The following is an 18,601-nucleotide window of genomic DNA, read 5'->3' as shown; positions in this document are numbered from 1 at the left end:
TCACGTGCGCGCCGGCAGCTCCTGGAGTGTCCACGTGTTGCCGTCGGGGTCGGCGAACGTCACGAACCGCCCCCAGGACTGCGGATCGACGTCGGAAGCGTCCACACCCACGGAGCGCAGATGCGCGAGCGCCTCATCGGCGTCCGGCACGACGACCTGAATCGTGTTCTGCTGCCCCGGTTCGAGCCGGATCCCGAGCCCGTCGCCGAACGCGATCGAACAGGCCGACCCCGGCGGCGTCATCTGCACGAATCGCAGCCCCTCGAAGGGCACCTGGTCGTGGTCGGCGTGGAAGCCGATCCGTTCGTAGAACTCCTTCGCCCTATCGACATCGGTCACCGGGACCAAGATGAGCTCGATCCGCCAGTCCATGCTGCCGCCTTCCGTCGGGAGCGCCGTCGCGCCAGGTCAGAGGCTACGGCGGGGCGCCGACACGGCCTCATACGGAGCGATACCGGCGGATCGTCTCCGCGACGAGCGCGTGATCGACGACGTCCGGCTCGCCGGACATCGTGATCGTGCCGACCACCTCACCGTCGACGAAGATCGGCACCGATCCGCCGTGTGCGCGGAACACGTCGTGGTCGATGTCGGTCCGGTCCGCGAACGGCGTCCCTGCCTCCTCGTGCCGGCGCCGCACGAGCAGCGACGGCTCGCCGAAGCGCTCGGCCACGGCGGCCTTGCCCGCCAGCCACGGATCATTGCCCGGGCCGGTCGTGCCGAGTTTCGCGACGAACACGACATCTCCGCGCAGCACGATCCGCACCGCGAGGTTCGCCCGGTGGTGGCGGATCACCTCCACCCCGAGCAGCCCCAGCGCGACGGCGTCGTCGTTGTCGAAGCGCTCCGGCTCGAAGCGGGGCACCGCCTCCAGATCGGCCACCGTGAACACCGGCAGTGCGGTCATGGTCTGGTCACCTCCAACGCGCTGATGCCCGGCATCCCGAACCACATCCGCCCCGTGTCGCTCTCGACGAACGTCGCGAGGATCGCGTCGCAGTGCGGGCAGCGCACGACGGAACCCATCGCCGACACGTAGACCACGGCGCCCGCGAGGGCTCCGTGCGAACCGCAGCCGGCGCAGCGTGCGTCCGCGGCGGTGGCGTCCCACCCGAGCGCGTCCACGAGCCGGCCCGCCAGCACATTGCCGTCCAGTCTGGTCATCACGATCCTCCGAATCGCTCGGTGCGCACATCCCCGGGCCGGTGCCCGAGCTCGAGCAGCCAATCGGCCACAGTCTCGACGAACGGCGTCGGTCCGCAGACGAAGATCCGTGGGGCGGATGCCGCCGGCACGGTGACCGCCTCGAGCAGGTCCTTCGTGACCCGACCGGCCGGTGCGGGCCAGCCGGACGGCACACGGCGGGTGTAGACGAAATCCAGCGCGAGCCCGGCCGCCCGGAGCGCCGTCAGCTCGGGACGGAAGAACACGTCGTCGGGCGTGCGCACCGAGTACAGCATCCGGAATTCGGTGGCGTCCCCCGCTGCGTCGTGCGCCGACGCCATCGCATAGAGAGGCACGACTCCGGAGCCGCCTGCGATGAGCTGAACCGGTCGCTGCGGCTCGGCGCCGACCGGAGGCCTCCAGACGAAGAACGCACCCAGCGGGCCGTGCAGCTCGACCTGGTCGCCCACCTGCAGATCGTGCACGAGGAACGGCGAGACCTCCCCGGTGGGCACTTCGTCGACCGCCAGCACCACACGGGTCTCCGAGCCGGCCGAGGCGATCGAATACGACCTGGTCGCCTGATAGCCGTCCGGCGCGGTCAGGCGCACGTCGAGGTGCGCGCCCGCGTCGTTGCCGGGCCAGGTGGGGACATCGAGCTCGATGCGCCGTGCGGTCGCGGTCTCGGGACGCGTCGACGCCACCGTCGCGACGTGCCAGGCGGCGCGTGGCGCCGTCGCCGGAATCGACGCGGGGGCACTCACCAGTACCGCTCCTCCTGCCACGGATCGCCGTGCAGGTGGTAGCCGTTCTGCTCCCAGAATCCGGGATCGTCGGTGGGCATGGTCACCAGACCTCGCACCCACTTCGCGCTCTTCCAGAAGTACAAATGCGGTACCAGCAGGCGTGCCGGCCCACCGTGCTCGGGATCGAGGGGCTCACCGTCCGCTTCGAACGCGATCCAGCTCTTGCCGTCCAGCAGATCCTCCAGCGGCACGTTCGTCGTGTATCCGCCGTACGAATGCGCCATCACGTACTCGTGGTCGGTCTCGACGTGCTCCCAGATGCGGTCCAGCGGCACGCCCCGCCACGGCATCTCGAGCTTGGTCCAGTGCGTCACGCAGTGGATATCGGTCGTGATGTCCTCCAGGCCCAGTGCCCGCAGCTCTTCCCAGTTCCAGCGCTGCGTACCGTTCTCGGTGCGCACCGAGAACTCCCACTCCGCCGTGTCGATCTCCGGGGTGGGGCCTGCGGAGAGGACGGGCCAGTCGGAGACGAGGGTCTGACCGGGAGGAAGCCGCGGGTCGCGCTCGCCGCGCCTGCCGGTGAAGCCTCGAGTGATGAACGACATGATGCCCCTTCCCGCCGGAGACGTTCCGCTGTCGATCACCCTAGCCAGGCCGAGGCCCGGGCGGGGACGCATAGGCTGAACTCATGTCGACGCTTCTGGGGATGCCGCGGATCCACCACGACCCCGCGGGCGCTCCCGACACCACGGGTCGACCCGCTACGTCGGCGCTCGTCGACACGTTCGGACGCGTCGCGCACGACCTCCGCATCTCGGTCACCGAGAAGTGCTCCCTGAGGTGCACCTACTGCATGCCGGCCGAAGGGCTGCCGAGCATCCCGAAGGCCGATCTGCTGACCGCGGCCGAGATCGCGCGACTCGTCGGCCTCGCGGGGCGGGAGCTCGGCATCCGAGAGGTGCGCTTCACGGGCGGCGAGCCGCTCACGCGTGCGGATCTCGTGCAGATCGTGGCGCTGTCCTCGGCGGCCGCGCCCGGCATGCCGATGTCGATGACCACGAACGGCATCGGCCTCGACAAGGTCGCTCCGGCGCTCGTGGCGGCCGGGCTCGGCCGCGTGAACATCTCGATCGACACGATCGATCGCGAGCACTTCGCCAGACTCACCCGCCGCGACCGACTGCCCGCGGTCTTCGCCGGCATCGACGGCGCCGTCCGCGCGGGCATGGGACCGATCAAGCTCAACGCGGTGCTCATGCGCGAGACTCTCGAGGACGCCCCCGACCTGCTCGGCTGGGCGATCGAGCGCGGCCTGCGGCTGCGCTTCATCGAGCAGATGCCGCTGGATGCCGACGCCGCGTGGCGCCGGGCGAACATGGTTCCCGCCGCGGAGCTGGTCGAGGTCCTCTCGCGGCGGTTCACGCTCGTCGAGGCCGGACGTGAGGACCCCTCCGCACCGGCGGAGGAGTGGACGGTCGACGGTGGGCCGGCGACCGTCGGCATCATCGCGTCGGTCACGCGCTCCTTCTGCGGGGCCTGCGATCGCACGCGCATCACGGCGGAGGGCACGGTGCGCTCGTGCCTGTTCGGCGACGACGAGACCGATCTGCGGGCGCTGCTGCGCAGCGGAGCCGGTGACGCCGAGATCGCGGACCGCTGGCGCGCGGCGATGTGGGGCAAGCAGGCCGGGCACGGCATCGCCGACCCCGGCTTCGTCCCACCCGAGCGGTCGATGGGCGCGATCGGTGGCTGACGTGCACGTGCGGTACTTCGCGGCCGCCGCGGATGCCGCCGGCCGACGCGAAGAGAGCCTCCAGGTCGACGGTGCCACGGTGGGTGCCCTGCGCGCGGCGTTGCAGGAGCGCTACGGCGAGCCGATGGAGCGCGTGCTGCGCACCGGGTCGATCCTCGTGGACGGGGTGGTCGGCCGCGACCCCGACCGCGCGCTCGGCGGCACGGCTGACGTCCTGCCGCGCTTCTCCGGCGGCTGATCTCCGTTTCGCTGAAACGACATCTGCGCGTCGAAACCACGGGTGGAGCCCACAGTCTCGACGTGCAGATGGCGTTTCAGCGTCAGGGGGTTGCTACAGACCCACCCACTCGGTCGTGCCCTCGGCGAGGTGCTGGCGCTTCCAGATCGGCGTGCGCTCTTTGATCAGATCCACGAGCCGGGCGCACACGGCGAACGCGTCCGCGCGGTGCGGGGAGGCGACGGCAGCGACCAGCGCGACGTCGCCGATCGTGAGGGCCCCGACCCGGTGGATCGCGGCGACGCGCAGCCCTGACTCCTGCGCGATCTCCCGGCACACCTCCGCGAGGAACTCCTCCGCCTGCGGGTGCGCCTCGTAGTCGAGCGCGTTCACCGCGGCGCCGTTGTCGTGATCGCGCACGACCCCTTCGAAGACCACGAGCGCTCCGTCCTGGGGTGTCGAGACGAACGCCTCGGCGGCCGCGCGGTCGATCGGGTTCGCCGTGATCGCGGCGAGGAAACGCTCACTCATGTCCGCCCCCGGCGATCTGGTCGAACACGTGCGCCAGGAGCGGCTCGAGCACGGACAGCCCGTCACGGACACCGCCCGAGGACCCCGGCAGATCGACGATGAGCGTGCGCCCGGACAGCCCCGCCGTCGCCCGGCTGAGCGCTGCGGTCGGGACCTTGTCGCGCCCCGCGGCGCGGATCGCCTCCGCGATGCCGGGCAGCTCGAGATCGAGCAGGGCGCGCGTCGCCTCGGGGGTGCGATCCTGGGGGTGCAGGCCCGTGCCGCCCGTCACGAGCACGAGGTCGGGCGCGGCATCCACGAGTCCGCGGAGTCCGCGTGCGACATCGGCGTCCGCCACGACGACGGGCTCGCCCGCGTCGAACCCGCGCTCGCGCAGCCAGCCTGTGATGAGCGGTCCGGTCGTGTCGGTGCGTGCTCCGGCCGCAGCGCCGGTGGAGGAGACGAGCACCGCGGCCGTGCGGCCGGTGCCGATCGGATGCCGCTCCTCGGCATCCGTCGACGAATCGGCGTCGCGCGTCCACTGCCCGTTCTTGCCGCCCGACTTGCTCACGAGTCGGATCTCGCCGAGCACGGCCCGCGGGTCCACCGCCTTGACCATGTCGTGGAGGGTGAGGCCCGCGATCGCGACCGCGGTGAGGGCCTCCATCTCCACCCCGGTGCGCGCGGTGACCGACACGGTCGCCTCGATCAGGACGGACGCGTCCTCGAAGGTGAAGTCGATGTTCACGGAGTCCAGCGGCAGGAGGTGGGCGAGCGGGATCAGCTCGCTGGTGCGCTTCGCACCCGCGATCCCCGCGATCCGGGCCGTGGCCAGCACGTCCGCCTTCGGCAGGTCGTCGGCGCGGATGAGCGCGATGACCTCTGCGGTCGTGCGCAGCCGGCCTGCCGCGCGGGCGACTCTGCGCGTGACCGCTTTCGCGCCGACGTCGATCATGCGGGCGCGGCCGTCCTCGTCGAGGTGGGTGAGGGAACTCATAGCTCCACGGTAGCCACGCTCGCGCCGGTCGGGAGCGCGGCGACGTCGGCCGGCACGTCGATCAGCACGTCCGCGGCGGCGAGCGCCGCGACCAGATGGGAGCCCGGCCCGGCGACGGTCTGCACGGCGCCGTCCGCGGTGAGCCGTCCGCGGAGGAACTGCCGACGACCCGGAGTGGACGTGAGCGCGGCGGCGAGCGGCCGCGCAGCGCGGACTGCGGGCGGCATCCCCGCGATCTCCCGCAGGAGCGGCGCGAGGAAGAGGGCGAAGCTCAGCTGGCTGCTCACGGGGTTGCCGGGGAAGCACACGACCGGCACGTCCCGATAGCGCCCGTGCGCCTGCGGCCCGCCGGGCTGCATGTCCACCGTCCCGACGGTCGCGCCGAGGGGCTCCAGCAGCTGCCGGACCGGCTCGTGGGTGCCCATCGAGATGCCGCCGCTCGTGACGACGAACTCGGCGCCGCGCGCGACCGCCTGATCGAGCACGCGCGCAAGGCGGCCGGGCTCGTCGCCGACGAGTTCGAGCGCGACCACCTCCGCGCCCAGGTCGGCCGCAGCGCTCGCGAGGGCGATCCCGTTCGCGTCGGGCAACCGGCCGCTGCCGAGGGGGTTCCCGGGGGCGACGAGCTCGTCGCCGGTGCTGATCACTGCGACGCGCACGCGCGAGCGCACGGCCACTTCGCTGAGGTTCGCCGCCGCGAGCGCGGCCAGGTGGCGCGGGGCGAGGCGTCGCCCGGCTGGAAGCAGCGCCGCGCCGCGGGGCAGGTCGGACCCGGCCTCCCGGACGAACTCGCCGACGGCGCGACCGCGCTGGATCTCGATGCCGCCGCCGACGCGCCGCGTGTCCTCCACAGGGACGACCGCGTCCGCACCCGACGGGACCGGAGCGCCGGTCATGATCGCGACGGCGGTCCCCGGCCGCAGAGGCTCCGGGTCGATCGCGCCGGCGGCGATCTCGCCGACCAGCGGCAGTGTGACGGGCGCGTCCGACACATCGGCGGCCCGCACGGCGAACCCGTCCATCTGCGAGTTGCGGAAGGTCGGCAGATCGATCGGGCTGCGCACCTCCTCCGCCGTCACCCGGCCGGCGGCCATCGCGATCGGGGAGAGCTCGGCGGGACGTTCGCCGAGCGAGGCGAGCAGGTCGCGGATGATGCGGGCGTATTCCTCGACGGGAATGCGATTCATGACGTTCCTCTCGGACGATTCAGTACCGGGGGAGGGTGGGGTCCACCGTGCGCGACCACGCGTCGATGCCCCCGGCGAGATGCCGGGCGCGGGTGAAGCCGGCCGCCCGCAGGCGGTCGAGCGCGCGTGCGGAGCGGACCCCGAGGTGGCAGTAGACGACGATCGCCTCCTCGCGGTCGAGCTCACCGAGCCGGTCCTCCAACTCGCCGAGGGGGATCAGCACGGCTCCCGGCAGGGCGGCGAGGGCGAATTCGTGCGGCTCCCGGACATCCAGCAGCACGGGAGCGTCGCTCGCGAGCAAAGCGGTGAGCTCACGCGCAGTGACCGCCGAATCGGATGCCGCACCCGTCGCCGGCGCGGGGGGATCGGCATCCCGCGCCGGATCACGCTGGTACGCCAGTTCCTGCGTCGTGCCCGTCAGGCCGTCGAAGAGGAGGACCCGGCCGATCAGCGGGTCGCCGAGGCCCGTGAGGAGCTTGAGCGCCTCCGTCGCCATGAGTCCCCCGGTCACGGTGCAGACGGAGGGCAGGATGCCGGCGGTCTCGCACGTGTCGGCCTCCGCATCGGGGCCGTCCGGGAAGAGGTCGCGGTAATCCGTGCCGCCCCACGCGACACCGACCTGGCCCGACCAGCGCAGCGCGGAACCCCACACGAGCGGAATGCCGGCGGCGATCGCGGCGTCGTTCGCGGCGAAGCGGGTCTGGACCGTGTCCGATCCGTCGATCAGAAGGTCCGCGTCTTCGAGCAGCGCCGCGGCCATGGCGGCGGTGAACAGGTCGCGACGGGGGAGAACCGTCGTGTCGGGGGACAGCGCGCGGAGGGTGTCCGCGGCGGAGTCGGCCTTCGGGCGGCCGAGGTCGGCGGGGGTGTGCAGCAGCTGGCGGTGCAGGTTCGTCTCGTCGACCAGATCGTCGTCGATCACGGTGATCGTCCCGACGCCGGCGGCGGCGATCACCGGGAGAACGGCGCTGCCGAGACCTCCGGCGCCGATCACCACGACCCGGGCCGCTGCGAGCCGCGCCTGTGCGGCCTCGCCGAACCCGGGCAGGATCCGCTGACGGGCGAAGCGGGCCGCGCGCGGGTCGGGGGAGGTGGCCATCCGGCGATTCTCGCACCTCCCGCGGCGGAGGGGCGCGCGCGCCGACCGCGGTGATCCGTCGGGTAGCGTCGAGGGATGACCGCGACCTCCCGCCTCGCGCGCGCCGCACGGTTCGCGCTCGCGGGTCTCCTCGCCGCCGCGGGGGCCTCGCACCTGACCTGGGGGCGTCGCGGGTATCGGATCGTCGTGCCCGACTGGGCGGTGCGTGCGACCTCGATGGACAAGGACGCGATCGTCGTCGCCTCCGGAGCCGTCGAACTCGTGCTCGCGGGCGCGCTCGTCGCCCTGCCGCGGGAGCGCCGCACGATCGGCGTGCTGGTCGCGGCGTTCTTCGTCGCCGTGTTCCCGGGCAATGTCCACCAATGGCAGACCGGGCGCTCCGCACCGGGCCTGCGCACCGACCGCGCCCGCTTCGTCCGGCTGTTGCTGCAGCCGGTCCTCATCGCCTGGGCGATCTGGAGTACCCGTGGCCGCTGAATCCCGACTCACCCACCGGATCTTCGGCTACCCCGGTTCGGAGCGTCTCGTGGTGCTGATCGGTACGGGCGTCGGCGTCGCGATGGATCCGCTTCCCGCCGAGACCGCGGCGCGGAAGGTCACGGTCCTCGCGGTCGCCCTCGGCGAGGCGACGATGCTCGATCCGGGCGGGTACGGCGGCGAGACCCCCGCAGAGCAGACCGCCGACTGGCTCGTCGCCCTCACCCGGCAGACGCTCGCGGCGATGGAACCGACTGCCGCCCAGTCCGCCGGCGTCGTCGTGTACGGCCCGGCGATGGACGTCGCCGTGCGGGCAGCCGCTCTCCTGGGCGAGGAGGTCGACCGACTGGCACTCGTCGCCGTCGCGACCCCCGAGCAGCCCTTGGACCGCGACGACCTGGGCGAGCTCATCGGGCGCATCACCGCGGAGGCGCTGATCATCAACGACGACTCCGCCGCGGAATCGGCGTCATGGTACGCCGAGCGCCTCGCCTCAGCACAGGTCGAGCTCGTCGCGCAGGCAGCTCCGCTGCCCTTGTCGGCGGTGTGGGGACGCGCGCTGTCGCACGTCGCGCCGGATGCGGGCCGATGAGCGGCAGACTGGTCCCATGACGACGACACCCCGCTCCACGCCCCTGCGCACGGCCGCCCGCTGGATGCTCGGGGGTGCCATGGTGTTCGCCGGTCTCTCGCACCTGTTCTGGGCGCGACGGGAGTTCCAGGCTCAGGTGCCGGATTGGACCGGCAAAGTCCTCGACAAGGACGCCGTCGTGGTCGCCTCCGGCGTCGTCGAGGTCATGCTCGGGGGCGCTCTCGTCGCGCTGCCGCGTGAGCGCAGCCGCGTCGGTGCGATCCTCGCCGCCTTCTTCGTGGCGATCTTCCCCGGAAATCTCGAACAGTACACGAAGGGCAAGAACGGCTTCGGTCTGACGGATGACCGCACGCGCCTGATCCGACTGTTCTTCCAGCCCGCGCTCGTCGCGGTCGCCCTGTGGAGTACGCGCGAACCCCGGCGCTGACACGCTCGATGTCGACGGCCCCTGCGAAGATGAGCGGATGCTGCTGCACGAGCTCGTGGTGACCACCGACGCCGTGACCGCGACGAGCTCGCGTCTGGCGAAGGTCGCGGCGCTGGCCGGTCTGCTCCGGCTTCTCGAGCCGGCCGAGATCGTCCCGGCGGTCGGCTTCCTGCTCGCCAGCCCGCGCCAGCAGACGCTCGGCGTGGGGTGGAAGACCCTGTCCGCCGTCTTCTCCGTGCACGCCGCGAGCCCGGTCCTCACGGTCGAAGAGGTCGACGAGGCCTTCGATGCGCTCGCCTCGGCGGCCGGACCGGGCTCGGTCGCGACCCGACGCGCCGTCCTCGAGGACCTGGCCGGGCGTGCCACCGCGGCCGAATGGGACCTGCTGACCCGCATCATGCGCGGCGAACTGCGCACCGGCGCGCTGGAGGGCGTCCTTGTCGACGCGATCGCTCGGGCAGCCGGCGATCCCGTCTCCGCGGTGCGACGGGCGGCGATGCTGTCGGGCGATCTCGGTGAGACCGCACGTCTCGCGCTCACCGGCGCCGACCTCGAGGCGGTGGGTCTGCGGGTGGGGCGGCCGGTGCTGCCGATGCTGGCCTCCACCGCGGGGTCGCCGACCGAAGCCCTCGCGAGTGTGGCCGGCCCGGCATCCGTCGAATTCAAGCTCGACGGCGCCCGCATCCAGGTGCATCGGCAGGGCGAGGACGTGAAGGTCTTCACGCGCAACCTCGCCGACATCACGCGCCGCGTGCCCGAGATCGTCGAGGCGGTGCGGTCGATGCCGGTGGACGAGGCGATCCTCGATGGCGAGACGCTCTCGCTCGACGAGGACGGCGCGCCGCGCGCGTTCCAGGACACGATGGCGCGGTTCGGCTCCGAGGCGGTGAGCGACACGGCGCTCCGACCGTGGTTCTTCGACGTGCTGCACGTCGACGGACGCGACCTGATCGACGAGCCGCTGCACGTGCGACTGACCGAGCTGGAGCGCATCGCCGGGCCGTGGCGGGTCCCCGGCATCGTGACGGATGATCCCCAAGCCGCTGAACAGCTCTCCCGCGACGCGCTCGCCGCGGCGCACGAGGGCGTCGTGGTGAAGGCTGTCGACTCGGTGTACGCCGCGGGCCGCCGCGGCAAGAGCTGGGTGAAGGTCAAGCCGGTGCTCACGTACGACCTCGTCGTGCTGGGCGTGGAGTGGGGGTCCGGCCGCCGCGCGGGCCAGCTGTCGAACCTCCATCTCGGCGCGCGCGACGAGGACGGCGAATTCGGGCCCGCGGGCGGATACGTCATGGTGGGCAAGACCTTCAAGGGACTGACCGATGAGCTGCTCCGCTGGCAGACCGCGCACTTCCCGACGATCGAGACCTCCCGCGACGGCTACGCGCTGCACGTGCGGCCCGAGACGGTCGTCGAGATCGCGATCGACGGGGTGCAGCGCTCGCCGCGGTATCCGGGCGGGCTCGCGCTGCGGTTCGCGCGGGTGAAGGGGTATCGGCCCGACAAGGCCCCCGGTGAGGCGGACACGATCCAGACGTTGCGGACGCTGCTGCGGTGACGGCTCAGCGGGCCGTCGACACCGTCACGGTGAACTTGGCGTTGCGCGCCGCCTGACGGGTGGGGCCGACCAGCCGCTCGAGCGCCGGTCGGTGCTGCTGCGCCGAGTTCCAGACCGCCCACAGCTCGCCGCCGGGAACGAGGACACGGCCGGCGTCCGCGAACAGCGGATCGGCGACCCCGCCGCGCGGCACAGCAGCGCCGGCATGGAACGGCGGATTCAGCACGATGAGCCGTGCGCTCCGCGACGGCTGCATCGACAAACCCAGATCGCGCACGACCTCCACGCGGTCGGCCAGCCCGTTCGCTGCGACCGTGGCGCGGGCGGAGGCGACCGCAGCGGCGGAGCGATCCGTCGCGATCACGGGGAGCGACGGGTGCCGCGCGGCGAGCCACGTCGCGAGGACGCCCGTGCCGCACGCGAGGTCGATCACCGAACCTTCGGGCCGTCGCGGTTCGGCGAGCGGGTCGGCCGCGGTGAGCTGCTCGAGCAGGAACCGCGTGCCGATGTCGACCGCGGTGCCGGCGAACGCGCCGCCGAACGCGCATACGGCGAGTGGCCGGCTCAGCCCCGCGACGGCATGGTCGGCTCGCCGGGGCTGCGGGTCGGATCCGCCGAGCGGGGATCGCGCGATGAGGACACGGGACTTCTGCCGGGCGTGCGAGACGTCGAGTCGCGCGAAAGACCGCCGTAGCACGTCGTTCATCCCGAGGCTCATGTGCTTGGTGCGTCCGCCCGCGAAGACGACGACATCGGGGGTGGCGTGCGCGGCGATCAGCGCCGCGACATCCTCGAGTGCGTCGAGGGCGCGGGGGAGGCGCAGAAGCACGACCCGGGCGTCGGCGACGAGGTCGGCATCCAGCGGCATCGCGCGCAGGTGCCCGCCCAGGCCCGCGGACTCGGCGTTCGCCGCGATCGCGCGCTCACCGGCGAGCGAGTCCTGATGCACGCGGATCCCGCTGGCACCGGCATCCGCTGCCCCGAGGGTGAGCGCGCCGTACTCGTCGCCGATCACGACGACGCGGCCGGGCCCCGCCGCATTCCGCTCCGCCGCGGACTCGTCGAGGAGGAGACGGTCTGCCGCGTCCGACGCGGTCAGGTCCGGGGCGTCGGTGTCGGGGAAGCGCCGCAGGGCGTCGGGGGAGTAGGGCACCCCGCAAGTCTGGCCCACCTGCTCCTGCGCGAAAGGGCAGTTATGTCGGGCTGACACGGCGTGTCGCCCTACATAACTGCCCTCTCGCGAGCGGCGGTGCCGGGTCAGACCCGCATCGCACCGCCGGAGCGCAGCCGGGACAGCGCGTCGACGGTCGCGGCGAGGATCAGCACGCCACCGGTGACCAGCAGGTTGACGCCCGCCGGGAGGTTGAGCAGACCCAGGCCGTTCGTGATCACGGCGATCACGAGCGCACCGATCGCGGCGTGCATGAGCCGGCCGCGTCCGCCGAAGAGGCTGACGCCACCGACGACCGCCGCCGCCACACCGCTCAGCACGATGTCACGACCGACCGTCGCGTCCACCGATCCGACACGGGCGACGCTGAAGAGCATCGCCGCGACCGCGAGGGAGGAACAGATCACGAACGCCCACCACTTGATCCAGCGCACCTTGACGCCGGAGCGGCGCGCGGCCTCGGCGTTGCCGCCGATCGCGTAGACGTAGCGGCCGAACTTCGTGCGATCCAGGGCGAACGTTCCGATCCAGAGGATCAGCAGCACGACGGGCACGATGATCGGGACGCCGGCCACCTCGTTGACGGACTGCCCGCGGTTCTGGTTCAGCACGAACACGAAGATGCCGCCGAGCACCGCGATCACCGCGAGCTTGATGAACACGAGCGAGATCGCCCGGTTCGGCACGCCCGCCTTCGTGCGACGGGCGCGGTCCCAGAAGGACGTTCCGGCCGAGATCGCGAGGATGACGACGAGCATGACCCAGCCCGCCCAGACCGGCAGGTTGCCGTTCTGCAGCGCGATCAGCTCGGGGACCTCGATGCGGAACAGACCACCGGGGCCGATGATCACGAGCGCGAGTCCCTGGTAACCCAGGAACAGGCCCAGGGTCACGACGAACGACGGGATGCCGACCCTCGCGACGAAGAAGCCGATCAGCGCACCGGTGAGGAAACCGAAACCGAAACCGGCCAGGAGCGCGATCGGCCACGGGATGCCGAACTGGGAGTTCAGCACGACGAACAGTGCCATGCCCACGCCGCCGGTGACACCGGCGGACAGGTCGATCTCGCCGAGCAGCAGCACGAACACCAGGGCCATGCCGAGGACGACGAGCGGAGCGGCCTGGTTCAGCAGGTTCGCGAAGTTGCGCTCGGTCAGGAAGAACGGGCTCAGGATCGTGAAGAGCAGGCTCAGCACGATGAGTCCGCCGACGGCGGGGAGGGCGCCCATGTCGCCACCGCGGACGCGCTGCCACCATGCCCTGATCTGGTCGCCGAGGCCGCCTTCGACACCGCTGCCGATCAGGTCGCTGGCGACCGGGTTGGGGGCCGCGTTGGTCGTGGTGCCGCTCACTCTGTGCCTCCGGTGCTGATGTTGGTGGTGCCGATGAGCTCGACGCCCATCGTCTTGGTGCCCGTGATGTAGCCGACGACGTCGTCGCGGGTGGTGTCGGCGACGTTGATCTGCGCGACCATCTGGCCGAGGTACAGCACAGCGATGTCGTCGGCCACCTCGAACACGTCGGCCAGGTTGTGGCTGATGATCACGACGGCGACGCCCTGCTCGGACAGCCGCTTGACGAGGTTGAGGACCTGCTCGGTCTGGGCGACACCCAGGGCGGCCGTGGGCTCGTCGAGGATGACCACGCGGGCCTTCTTGAGCACCGCGCGGGCGATCGCGACGGTCTGACGCTGGCCGCCGGAGAGAGAGGAGACCTTCTGGCGGACCGACTTCACGGTGCGCACCGACAGGCCGCGCAGCGTGTCGGAGGCCTCCTTCTCCATCCGTCCCTCGTCGAACGTTCCGAACGTGAGCTCCTCGCGACCGAGGAACATGTTCTGCACGATGTCGAGGTTGTCGCACAGCGCGAGGTCCTGGTAGACGACCTCGATGCCGAGGGCGGCGGCATCGCGCGGAGCGTTCAGGTCGCGGTGCTGCCCATCGATGAGCACCTCGCCTTCGTCGTAGGGCTGGACGCCGGCGAGCCCCTTGATCAGGGTCGACTTTCCGGCGCCGTTGTCGCCGACCAGGGCGGTGACCTTGCCGGGATAGACCTTCAGGTCCACCCCTTTCAGGACGCTCACCGGGCCGAACGATTTCTTGACGCCGACCAGTTGGATGATCGGCTCATTCGAGGGAACAGTGTCTGACATGCTCGCTTCCTTGCGGGTTCGGGGAGGTACGCGTCGAGGACGCCGCGCTGTTGCGGGCGCGGCGCCCTCGATGCGGGTGACTCGTGCTTACGGTGCGACGACGCCGTACTGCTCGCACGCGGCGGCGACGTCGGGGGTGCAGACATCGTCGTAGGCGGCGTCACCGGCGGCGACGACGTCCTTGACCTGCTCCGGGCCGACCAGAACCGGCGTGACCTGAATGTACGGCGTGCCGTCGTCCAGCTTCGCGTCAGCGGTGACGTCCTCGCCGCTCAGCAGAGCGACCGCGACGTCGACGGCTGCGGCAGCCTCGTCGGCGACGGGCTTGTAGACCGTCGCGGTCTGCCAGCCGAGCAGGATGTTCTGCAGGCCCGCGACGTTCGCGTCCTGGCCCGAGACCGCAACACCCTTGAGGTTGTTGTCCTGGAGGACCTTGATGACACCGGCCGCGTTCGTGTCGTTGGCCGCCCACACGCCGTCGACCTGACCGCCGAGCGAGGTCAGAGCCTGCTCGAAGTTGGTCTGCGACTTGGCCTGGTCCCAGGCCCCCGGGGGCTCGGCGGCCGCGACGATGCCGGCGCCTTCCATGACCTCGACAGCGCCTTCCTTGAACATCGCGGCGTTTCCGTCCGTCGGGTCTCCACCGATGTAGACGACCTTCGCGGCGGCCGGGTCGACACCCTTGGCCTCGAGGCCGTCGAGCACCGTCTGGCCCTGCAGGCGGCCGACCTCGACGTTGTCGAAGGACACGTAGTAGTCCGCGCCCGCGAAGGGACGGTCGTACGCGATCACCGGGATGCCCTCGGCCTTGGCCTTGGTGGCCACGGCCTCGGCGGCGCCCTGGTAGTCCACGAGGAGCATCACGCCGCAGCCCTGGGTGAGCTGCTGGTCGGCGATCGTCGAGTACTTGTTGACGTCACCCTGAGCGTTCTGGATGTCGACCTCGAAGCCGGCGCCCTCCAGACCCTCCTGGAGGTACTTGCGGTCGAAGTTCTCCCAGCGCGGCGAGGACGCCGCGTCCGGAAGGATGACGCACGCGCGGCCCGCTGCGTCGCCTCCACCCGCGCTGCTCTCGCTGGGCGTACCGCCGCTCGAGCCGGAACACCCGGCCAGGAGCAGCGCGGCAGCACCCGTGAGGGCGGCCACGGAGAGGATTGAAGACTTCTTCATCTTTCGCCTTTCGTCTTTGAATATGCGTACGCCGGACCCCCAGGGGAACCGGACGCGTTCGTCGCTAACAGCGATACTCCTGGCATCCGTCCTTGGCGTCAAGACATGAACGTAACGCTTTTGCAACGGCGTTTTCGGATTCGCGCCGTGAACGCATGACGTCAGGCGCGACCGACGGCGGTGCGCTTCCTGCGGGACAGCGAGTCGACAGTGACGGCCAGGACGAGCACGATTCCGGTGATCATGAAGATCACGGACGAGTCGAGGTTGAGCAACGTCAGGCCGGACGAGATCGACTGGATCACGAAGATGCCCAGGAGCGCCGCGAACGCCGTGCCCCGGCCGCCGAACAGGCTCGCACCGCCGATGACGGCGGCGGCGATCGCATTGAGATTCACATCCCCGGTCCCCGAACTCTGGTTCGCCGACGCGAGGCGGGCGGCGGCCAGCACGCCGCCGACGGCGGCGAGGGTGGAGCACAGCATGAACACCGAGATGTAGATGCGGTCGACGCGGATGCCGGCACGCCGGGACGCATCCACGGATCCACCCACCGCATACACGGCTCGACCCCAGCGCGTGCGGGTGAGCGCGATGTCGAGGATCACCACGAGCACGAGGAAGAACAGGAACATGACACCCACACCGCGCGACAGATTCAGGTACCACGCGGCCACGAGCAGGAACGCCAGCAGGGCGCCGGTGCGCACCCCGATCTCGACGTAGGACTGGCTCACGAGGTTCGCTGCGCTGCGCTGCGCGGCGCGGCGCAACCGGATCCAGGCGTACGCCGCCGCCGTCGCGCCGGCGACGAGGTAAGACGCCCACGCCGGCAGGTACCACTGCTGGGCGAACTGGACGATCCACGAATCGAACGGCAGGCCGATCGACCCCGTGTCGCCGAGGATCCACAGCTGCAGCCCGAGGAAGCCGAGGAGCCCGGCGAGAGTGATCACGAAGCTCGGAAGACCGAAGCGCGTGTAGAGGAAGCCGTACAGCAGGCCCACGAGCGCGCCGGCGGCGATCGCCGCGGCGATCGCGAGAACGGGGTTCCACTGCAGCTGCACGAAGCTGACCGCGAGGATCGCCGCGGCGAGCCCGGACACCGAACCGACCGAGAGATCGATCTCGCCGACGAGGAGCACCAGGACGATTCCCAGCGCGATCGTGCCGATCGCCGCGCACTGCATCGTGAGGTTCACCAGGTTCGTGCTGGAGAGGAACACGGGGTTCAGTGCTTGGAAGATCGCCCAGATCACGACGAGACCGATGATCACCGGGAGCGAGCCCAGATCGCCGCCGCGGATGCGGTTCAGCAGGGACTCCGCCGCCGAGCGCATGCCGTCCGCGGTGAAAAGCCCGCCCTCGCTCTCCAGCTGGGGTGCGAGGTCTTTGCCGGCGTTCATCGCTCACTCCGTCCGCGGCGACGCGCGTCGCGGTCGTTCAGCGGGATGACCTTCGGATCGGCGGGCCGGTCGGACGGGCGGTCGGCCGCCCGCCGTGCGACCGCATTGTCCACCGCGCCGGTGATCGCGGCGATGAGCGTCTCGCTCGTGACGTCCGCGATGTTGTAGACGCCGTTGTTGCGGCCCAGGCGCAGCACGACGACCCGATCGGCGACCGCCATCACGTCCGCCATGCTGTGGCTCACGAGCACGACGCCGTGCCCGCGTTCCCGCAGGCGCTCGATGAGATTCAGGACCTCCGCGGTCTGCGCGACGCCGAGGGCGGCGGTGGGCTCGTCCAGGATCACGATGCGCGGGTCGCCGATGAGCGAGCGTGCGATCGCGACGGTCTGGCGCTGTCCGCCGGAGAGCGAGGCGACCGGAATGCGCACGGACGGGATCTTCGCCGAGAGCTCGCGAAGGAGCGTCCACGTCTGCTGCTCCATGTCGACTTCGTCCAGCATCCGCCCGTTTCTGAGTTCGCGCCCGAGCCACAGGTTCGCCACGACGTCGAGGTTGTCGCACAGCGCGAGGTCCTGGAACACCGTCGCGATCCCGAGCTCCTGCGCGTCCGCGGGGCTCCCGATCTCAACCGGGTCGCCGTCGTACTCGATCGCGCCGGAATCGGGGGAGTAGACGCCGGAGAGGAGCTTGACGAGCGTGGACTTGCCGGCGCCGTTGTCGCCGATCAGGGCGACCACCTCGCCCTCGTTCACCCAGAAGTCCACGTCGGTGAGCGCCTTCACGGCCCCGAAGCGCTTGTTGATCGCCCGGACGGTGAGCACGCGCTCCCGCGAGCGCCCCGGTCGCGCCGGCGTCATCGACATAGAGGTCATGCTCTCACTTCGCGGCGCCACGGGCGCCTCACATCGATCATCGGATGCCGGCCGCGTCGCACGCGGCCGCCAGGGCGGGGGTGCAGATGTCCTCGACGCTCCAGAATCCGTCCGCGATCACGGTCTCGGCGATGTTGTCCACGGTCACGGCCACCGGCTCGAGGAGGGTCGACGGTGTGCCCTGGATCTCCAGCGGCGCCTCGATCTGCTCGCCGCGGATGAGCGCGACGGCGACGTCAGCGGCGCGCTCGGCCTGCGGGCGGATCGCCTTGTACACCGTCATCTGCTGGTCTCCGGTGAGGAGGCGCTGGATCGCGGACAGCTCGGCATCCTGCCCTGTCACGACGGGGAAGGGCTCGACGTTGGCCGCTTTCAGCGCCGAGATCGCCCCGCCGGCGACGCCGTCGTTCGCGGCGTAGACACCCACGATCTCATCGCCGTACTGGGCGATCTGACCGGCGACCCACTCCTGCGCCTTCTCCGGACTCCACCCCGGGGTGTCGTACGCGGCGAGGACGCGCAGATCGCTGCTCTGGATCACTTCGGTCGCACCCGCCTTGAACTGCGCGGCATTGCTGTCGGTCGGAGACCCGTTCACCATGAGGACGCCGCCGGAGCCGCGTCCGTCTTCGTCGAGCGCCCGCACGAACTCCGTCGCCTGGAGGTCGCCCACGAGCTCGTTGTCGAACGAGATGTAGTACGCGAGGTCGCCGCCGGCGATCAGTCGGTCGTAGGAGATCACCGGCACATTCTGCGCGTTCGCGGACAGCACGATGCTGACGGCAGCCTGCGTGTCGAACGCGTCGAGCACGAGCACGTCGGCGCCGGCCGCGAGGGCGGACTCGGCCTGCTGCTGCTGCTTGGTCGCGTCGCCGTCGGCGTTCGAGTAGAGCACCTCGTAATCGCCCAGCTCCGCCACACGGGCCTCGAAGATCGGCCGGTCGAACGTCTCGTAGCGGGCGGTCTTCGCGTCTGGCAGCAGGAGTGCGATCGTCCCGGCCCCGTCGTCCGGCGCCGTGCCACCCGTGCACGCCGCGAGCGAGCCGGCGAGGATCGCGCCGGTGATCACCACCATGCCCGTGCGGGAGAGGCGCTTCATC

At 71.1% G+C, this 18,601-nt stretch carries 22 protein-coding genes; 6 read left to right on the top strand and 16 right to left on the bottom strand.

Going from position 1 to position 18,601, the window contains the following annotated elements:
- The 5 genes from ABD197_RS11665 to ABD197_RS11645 all read right to left on the bottom strand — a co-directional run bounded on the left by ABD197_RS11665 (position 1) and on the right by ABD197_RS11645 (position 2,515).
- On the bottom strand, positions 1-372 hold the full coding sequence (locus ABD197_RS11665) for a VOC family protein (RefSeq protein WP_344054699.1): 372 nt from the start codon (positions 370-372) through the stop codon (positions 1-3).
- A 67-nt stretch (positions 373-439) separates the two neighbouring features.
- Positions 440-907 carry a heme-degrading domain-containing protein gene (locus ABD197_RS11660; RefSeq protein ID WP_344054697.1) on the bottom strand — a complete coding sequence of 156 codons (468 nt, stop codon included), beginning with the start codon at positions 905-907 and terminating at the stop codon, positions 440-442.
- Complete coding sequence (locus ABD197_RS11655) at positions 904-1,164, bottom strand: DUF6510 family protein (RefSeq protein WP_344054695.1); 261 nt, start codon at positions 1,162-1,164, stop codon at positions 904-906. The genes ABD197_RS11660 and ABD197_RS11655 overlap by 4 nt, the downstream gene beginning before the upstream one ends.
- Positions 1,164-1,928 carry an FAD-binding oxidoreductase gene (locus ABD197_RS11650; protein WP_344054693.1) on the bottom strand — a complete coding sequence of 255 codons (765 nt, stop codon included), beginning with the start codon at positions 1,926-1,928 and terminating at the stop codon, positions 1,164-1,166. The genes ABD197_RS11655 and ABD197_RS11650 overlap by 1 nt, the downstream gene beginning before the upstream one ends.
- Positions 1,925-2,515 carry a molybdopterin-dependent oxidoreductase gene (locus tag ABD197_RS11645; protein WP_344054691.1) on the bottom strand — a complete coding sequence of 197 codons (591 nt, stop codon included), beginning with the start codon at positions 2,513-2,515 and terminating at the stop codon, positions 1,925-1,927. Before ABD197_RS11645 ends, ABD197_RS11650 begins: the two co-directional genes overlap by 4 nt.
- Before the next feature lie 83 nt (positions 2,516-2,598).
- On the opposite strand from ABD197_RS11645, the gene moaA reads away from it, so the two are divergent.
- Together moaA and ABD197_RS11635 are read left to right on the top strand one after the other, a co-directional pair.
- Complete coding sequence (moaA, locus tag ABD197_RS11640) at positions 2,599-3,663, top strand: GTP 3',8-cyclase MoaA (protein WP_344054689.1); 1,065 nt, start codon at positions 2,599-2,601, stop codon at positions 3,661-3,663.
- Positions 3,656-3,901, top strand: coding sequence for a MoaD/ThiS family protein (locus tag ABD197_RS11635; RefSeq protein ID WP_344054687.1), 246 nt, complete (start codon positions 3,656-3,658; stop codon positions 3,899-3,901). The genes moaA and ABD197_RS11635 overlap by 8 nt, the downstream gene beginning before the upstream one ends.
- A gap of 93 nt (positions 3,902-3,994) precedes the next feature.
- Here ABD197_RS11635 and ABD197_RS11630 read toward each other — a convergent pair whose 3' ends face one another.
- From ABD197_RS11630 to ABD197_RS11615, 4 genes are read right to left on the bottom strand one after another with little or no spacing between them, the layout of a single operon-like run.
- A complete protein-coding gene (locus ABD197_RS11630; protein ID WP_344054685.1) occupies positions 3,995-4,411 on the bottom strand; it encodes a molybdenum cofactor biosynthesis protein MoaE in 417 nt (138 codons plus the stop codon).
- Complete coding sequence (gene moaCB / locus ABD197_RS11625) at positions 4,404-5,387, bottom strand: bifunctional molybdenum cofactor biosynthesis protein MoaC/MoaB (protein WP_344054683.1); 984 nt, start codon at positions 5,385-5,387, stop codon at positions 4,404-4,406. The genes ABD197_RS11630 and moaCB overlap by 8 nt, the downstream gene beginning before the upstream one ends.
- A complete protein-coding gene (locus ABD197_RS11620) occupies positions 5,384-6,574 on the bottom strand; it encodes a molybdopterin molybdotransferase MoeA (RefSeq protein ID WP_344054681.1) in 1,191 nt (396 codons plus the stop codon). The genes moaCB and ABD197_RS11620 overlap by 4 nt, the downstream gene beginning before the upstream one ends.
- Positions 6,575-6,593: 19 nt before the next feature.
- On the bottom strand, positions 6,594-7,673 hold the full coding sequence (locus ABD197_RS11615; protein WP_344054679.1) for a ThiF family adenylyltransferase: 1,080 nt from the start codon (positions 7,671-7,673) through the stop codon (positions 6,594-6,596).
- A gap of 75 nt (positions 7,674-7,748) precedes the next feature.
- Between ABD197_RS11615 and ABD197_RS11610 the strand changes: the two genes are divergently transcribed.
- The 4 genes from ABD197_RS11610 to ABD197_RS11595 are packed head-to-tail and all read left to right on the top strand — an operon-like array spanning position 7,749 to position 10,724.
- On the top strand, positions 7,749-8,150 hold the full coding sequence (locus ABD197_RS11610; RefSeq protein WP_344054677.1) for a DoxX family protein: 402 nt from the start codon (positions 7,749-7,751) through the stop codon (positions 8,148-8,150).
- Complete coding sequence (locus ABD197_RS11605) at positions 8,140-8,742, top strand: hypothetical protein (RefSeq protein ID WP_344054675.1); 603 nt, start codon at positions 8,140-8,142, stop codon at positions 8,740-8,742. The genes ABD197_RS11610 and ABD197_RS11605 overlap by 11 nt, the downstream gene beginning before the upstream one ends.
- Positions 8,743-8,758: 16 nt before the next feature.
- Positions 8,759-9,169 (top strand): DoxX family protein, encoded by a 411-nt coding sequence (locus ABD197_RS11600; protein ID WP_344054673.1) that lies wholly within the window; start codon positions 8,759-8,761, stop codon positions 9,167-9,169.
- A 37-nt stretch (positions 9,170-9,206) separates the two neighbouring features.
- The gene (locus tag ABD197_RS11595) at positions 9,207-10,724 is read left to right on the top strand and encodes an ATP-dependent DNA ligase (protein WP_344054672.1); all 1,518 of its coding nucleotides are present in this window, start codon (positions 9,207-9,209) and stop codon (positions 10,722-10,724) included.
- Between the two features lie 4 nt (positions 10,725-10,728).
- On the opposite strand, the gene ABD197_RS11590 is transcribed toward ABD197_RS11595, so the two are convergent.
- From ABD197_RS11590 to ABD197_RS11560, 7 genes are all read right to left on the bottom strand, one after another.
- Positions 10,729-11,877 (bottom strand): class I SAM-dependent methyltransferase, encoded by a 1,149-nt coding sequence (locus ABD197_RS11590; RefSeq protein WP_344054670.1) that lies wholly within the window; start codon positions 11,875-11,877, stop codon positions 10,729-10,731.
- Between the two features lie 104 nt (positions 11,878-11,981).
- Positions 11,982-13,250, bottom strand: coding sequence for a sugar ABC transporter permease (locus tag ABD197_RS11585; RefSeq protein ID WP_344054668.1), 1,269 nt, complete (start codon positions 13,248-13,250; stop codon positions 11,982-11,984).
- Positions 13,247-14,050, bottom strand: a complete 804-nt coding sequence (locus ABD197_RS11580; RefSeq protein WP_344054666.1) for an ATP-binding cassette domain-containing protein — start codon at positions 14,048-14,050, stop codon at positions 13,247-13,249. Before ABD197_RS11580 ends, ABD197_RS11585 begins: the two co-directional genes overlap by 4 nt.
- An 87-nt stretch (positions 14,051-14,137) precedes the next feature.
- Positions 14,138-15,220: a sugar ABC transporter substrate-binding protein gene (locus tag ABD197_RS11575; RefSeq protein WP_344054664.1), complete on the bottom strand. Its 1,083-nt coding sequence runs from the start codon at positions 15,218-15,220 to the stop codon at positions 14,138-14,140.
- A gap of 161 nt (positions 15,221-15,381) precedes the next feature.
- Entirely contained in the window at positions 15,382-16,560 is a 1,179-nt protein-coding gene (locus ABD197_RS11570) for a sugar ABC transporter permease (RefSeq protein WP_344055849.1), read from the bottom strand.
- 62 nt (positions 16,561-16,622) lie between these two features.
- Complete coding sequence (locus tag ABD197_RS11565; protein WP_344054662.1) at positions 16,623-17,492, bottom strand: ATP-binding cassette domain-containing protein; 870 nt, start codon at positions 17,490-17,492, stop codon at positions 16,623-16,625.
- Between the two features lie 46 nt (positions 17,493-17,538).
- Positions 17,539-18,600: a sugar ABC transporter substrate-binding protein gene (locus ABD197_RS11560; protein ID WP_344054660.1), complete on the bottom strand. Its 1,062-nt coding sequence runs from the start codon at positions 18,598-18,600 to the stop codon at positions 17,539-17,541.
- Between the last annotated feature and the right edge of the window lies 1 nt (position 18,601).

It is taken from the genome of Microbacterium lacus (genome assembly GCF_039531105.1).
In the GTDB taxonomy this organism is placed as follows: domain Bacteria; phylum Actinomycetota; class Actinomycetes; order Actinomycetales; family Microbacteriaceae; genus Microbacterium; species Microbacterium lacus.
Note: the sequence above shows the minus strand (reverse complement) of the source record. Positions and strands in the feature narration are given on the sequence as shown.

What these genes read in the sequence shown, in the direction of transcription:
- ABD197_RS11665 (WP_344054699.1), bottom strand. Translation starts at nt 372, where the DNA reads ATGGACTGGCGGATCGAGCTCATCTTGGTCCCGGTGACCGATGTCGAT.
- ABD197_RS11660 (WP_344054697.1), bottom strand. Translation starts at nt 907, where the DNA reads ATGACCGCACTGCCGGTGTTCACGGTGGCCGATCTGGAGGCGGTGCCC.
- ABD197_RS11655 (WP_344054695.1), bottom strand. Translation starts at nt 1,164, where the DNA reads ATGACCAGACTGGACGGCAATGTGCTGGCGGGCCGGCTCGTGGACGCG.
- ABD197_RS11645 (WP_344054691.1), bottom strand. Translation starts at nt 2,515, where the DNA reads ATGTCGTTCATCACTCGAGGCTTCACCGGCAGGCGCGGCGAGCGCGAC.
- moaA (WP_344054689.1), top strand. Translation starts at nt 2,599, where the DNA reads ATGTCGACGCTTCTGGGGATGCCGCGGATCCACCACGACCCCGCGGGC.
- ABD197_RS11630 (WP_344054685.1), bottom strand. Translation starts at nt 4,411, where the DNA reads ATGAGTGAGCGTTTCCTCGCCGCGATCACGGCGAACCCGATCGACCGC.
- moaCB (WP_344054683.1), bottom strand. Translation starts at nt 5,387, where the DNA reads ATGAGTTCCCTCACCCACCTCGACGAGGACGGCCGCGCCCGCATGATC.
- ABD197_RS11620 (WP_344054681.1), bottom strand. Translation starts at nt 6,574, where the DNA reads ATGAATCGCATTCCCGTCGAGGAATACGCCCGCATCATCCGCGACCTG.
- ABD197_RS11615 (WP_344054679.1), bottom strand. Translation starts at nt 7,673, where the DNA reads ATGGCCACCTCCCCCGACCCGCGCGCGGCCCGCTTCGCCCGTCAGCGG.
- ABD197_RS11610 (WP_344054677.1), top strand. Translation starts at nt 7,749, where the DNA reads ATGACCGCGACCTCCCGCCTCGCGCGCGCCGCACGGTTCGCGCTCGCG.
- ABD197_RS11600 (WP_344054673.1), top strand. Translation starts at nt 8,759, where the DNA reads ATGACGACGACACCCCGCTCCACGCCCCTGCGCACGGCCGCCCGCTGG.
- ABD197_RS11595 (WP_344054672.1), top strand. Translation starts at nt 9,207, where the DNA reads ATGCTGCTGCACGAGCTCGTGGTGACCACCGACGCCGTGACCGCGACG.
- ABD197_RS11580 (WP_344054666.1), bottom strand. Translation starts at nt 14,050, where the DNA reads ATGTCAGACACTGTTCCCTCGAATGAGCCGATCATCCAACTGGTCGGC.
- ABD197_RS11575 (WP_344054664.1), bottom strand. Translation starts at nt 15,220, where the DNA reads ATGAAGAAGTCTTCAATCCTCTCCGTGGCCGCCCTCACGGGTGCTGCC.
- ABD197_RS11570 (WP_344055849.1), bottom strand. Translation starts at nt 16,560, where the DNA reads ATGCGCTCGGCGGCGGAGTCCCTGCTGAACCGCATCCGCGGCGGCGAT.
- ABD197_RS11565 (WP_344054662.1), bottom strand. Translation starts at nt 17,492, where the DNA reads ATGTCGATGACGCCGGCGCGACCGGGGCGCTCGCGGGAGCGCGTGCTC.
- ABD197_RS11560 (WP_344054660.1), bottom strand. Translation starts at nt 18,600, where the DNA reads ATGAAGCGCCTCTCCCGCACGGGCATGGTGGTGATCACCGGCGCGATC.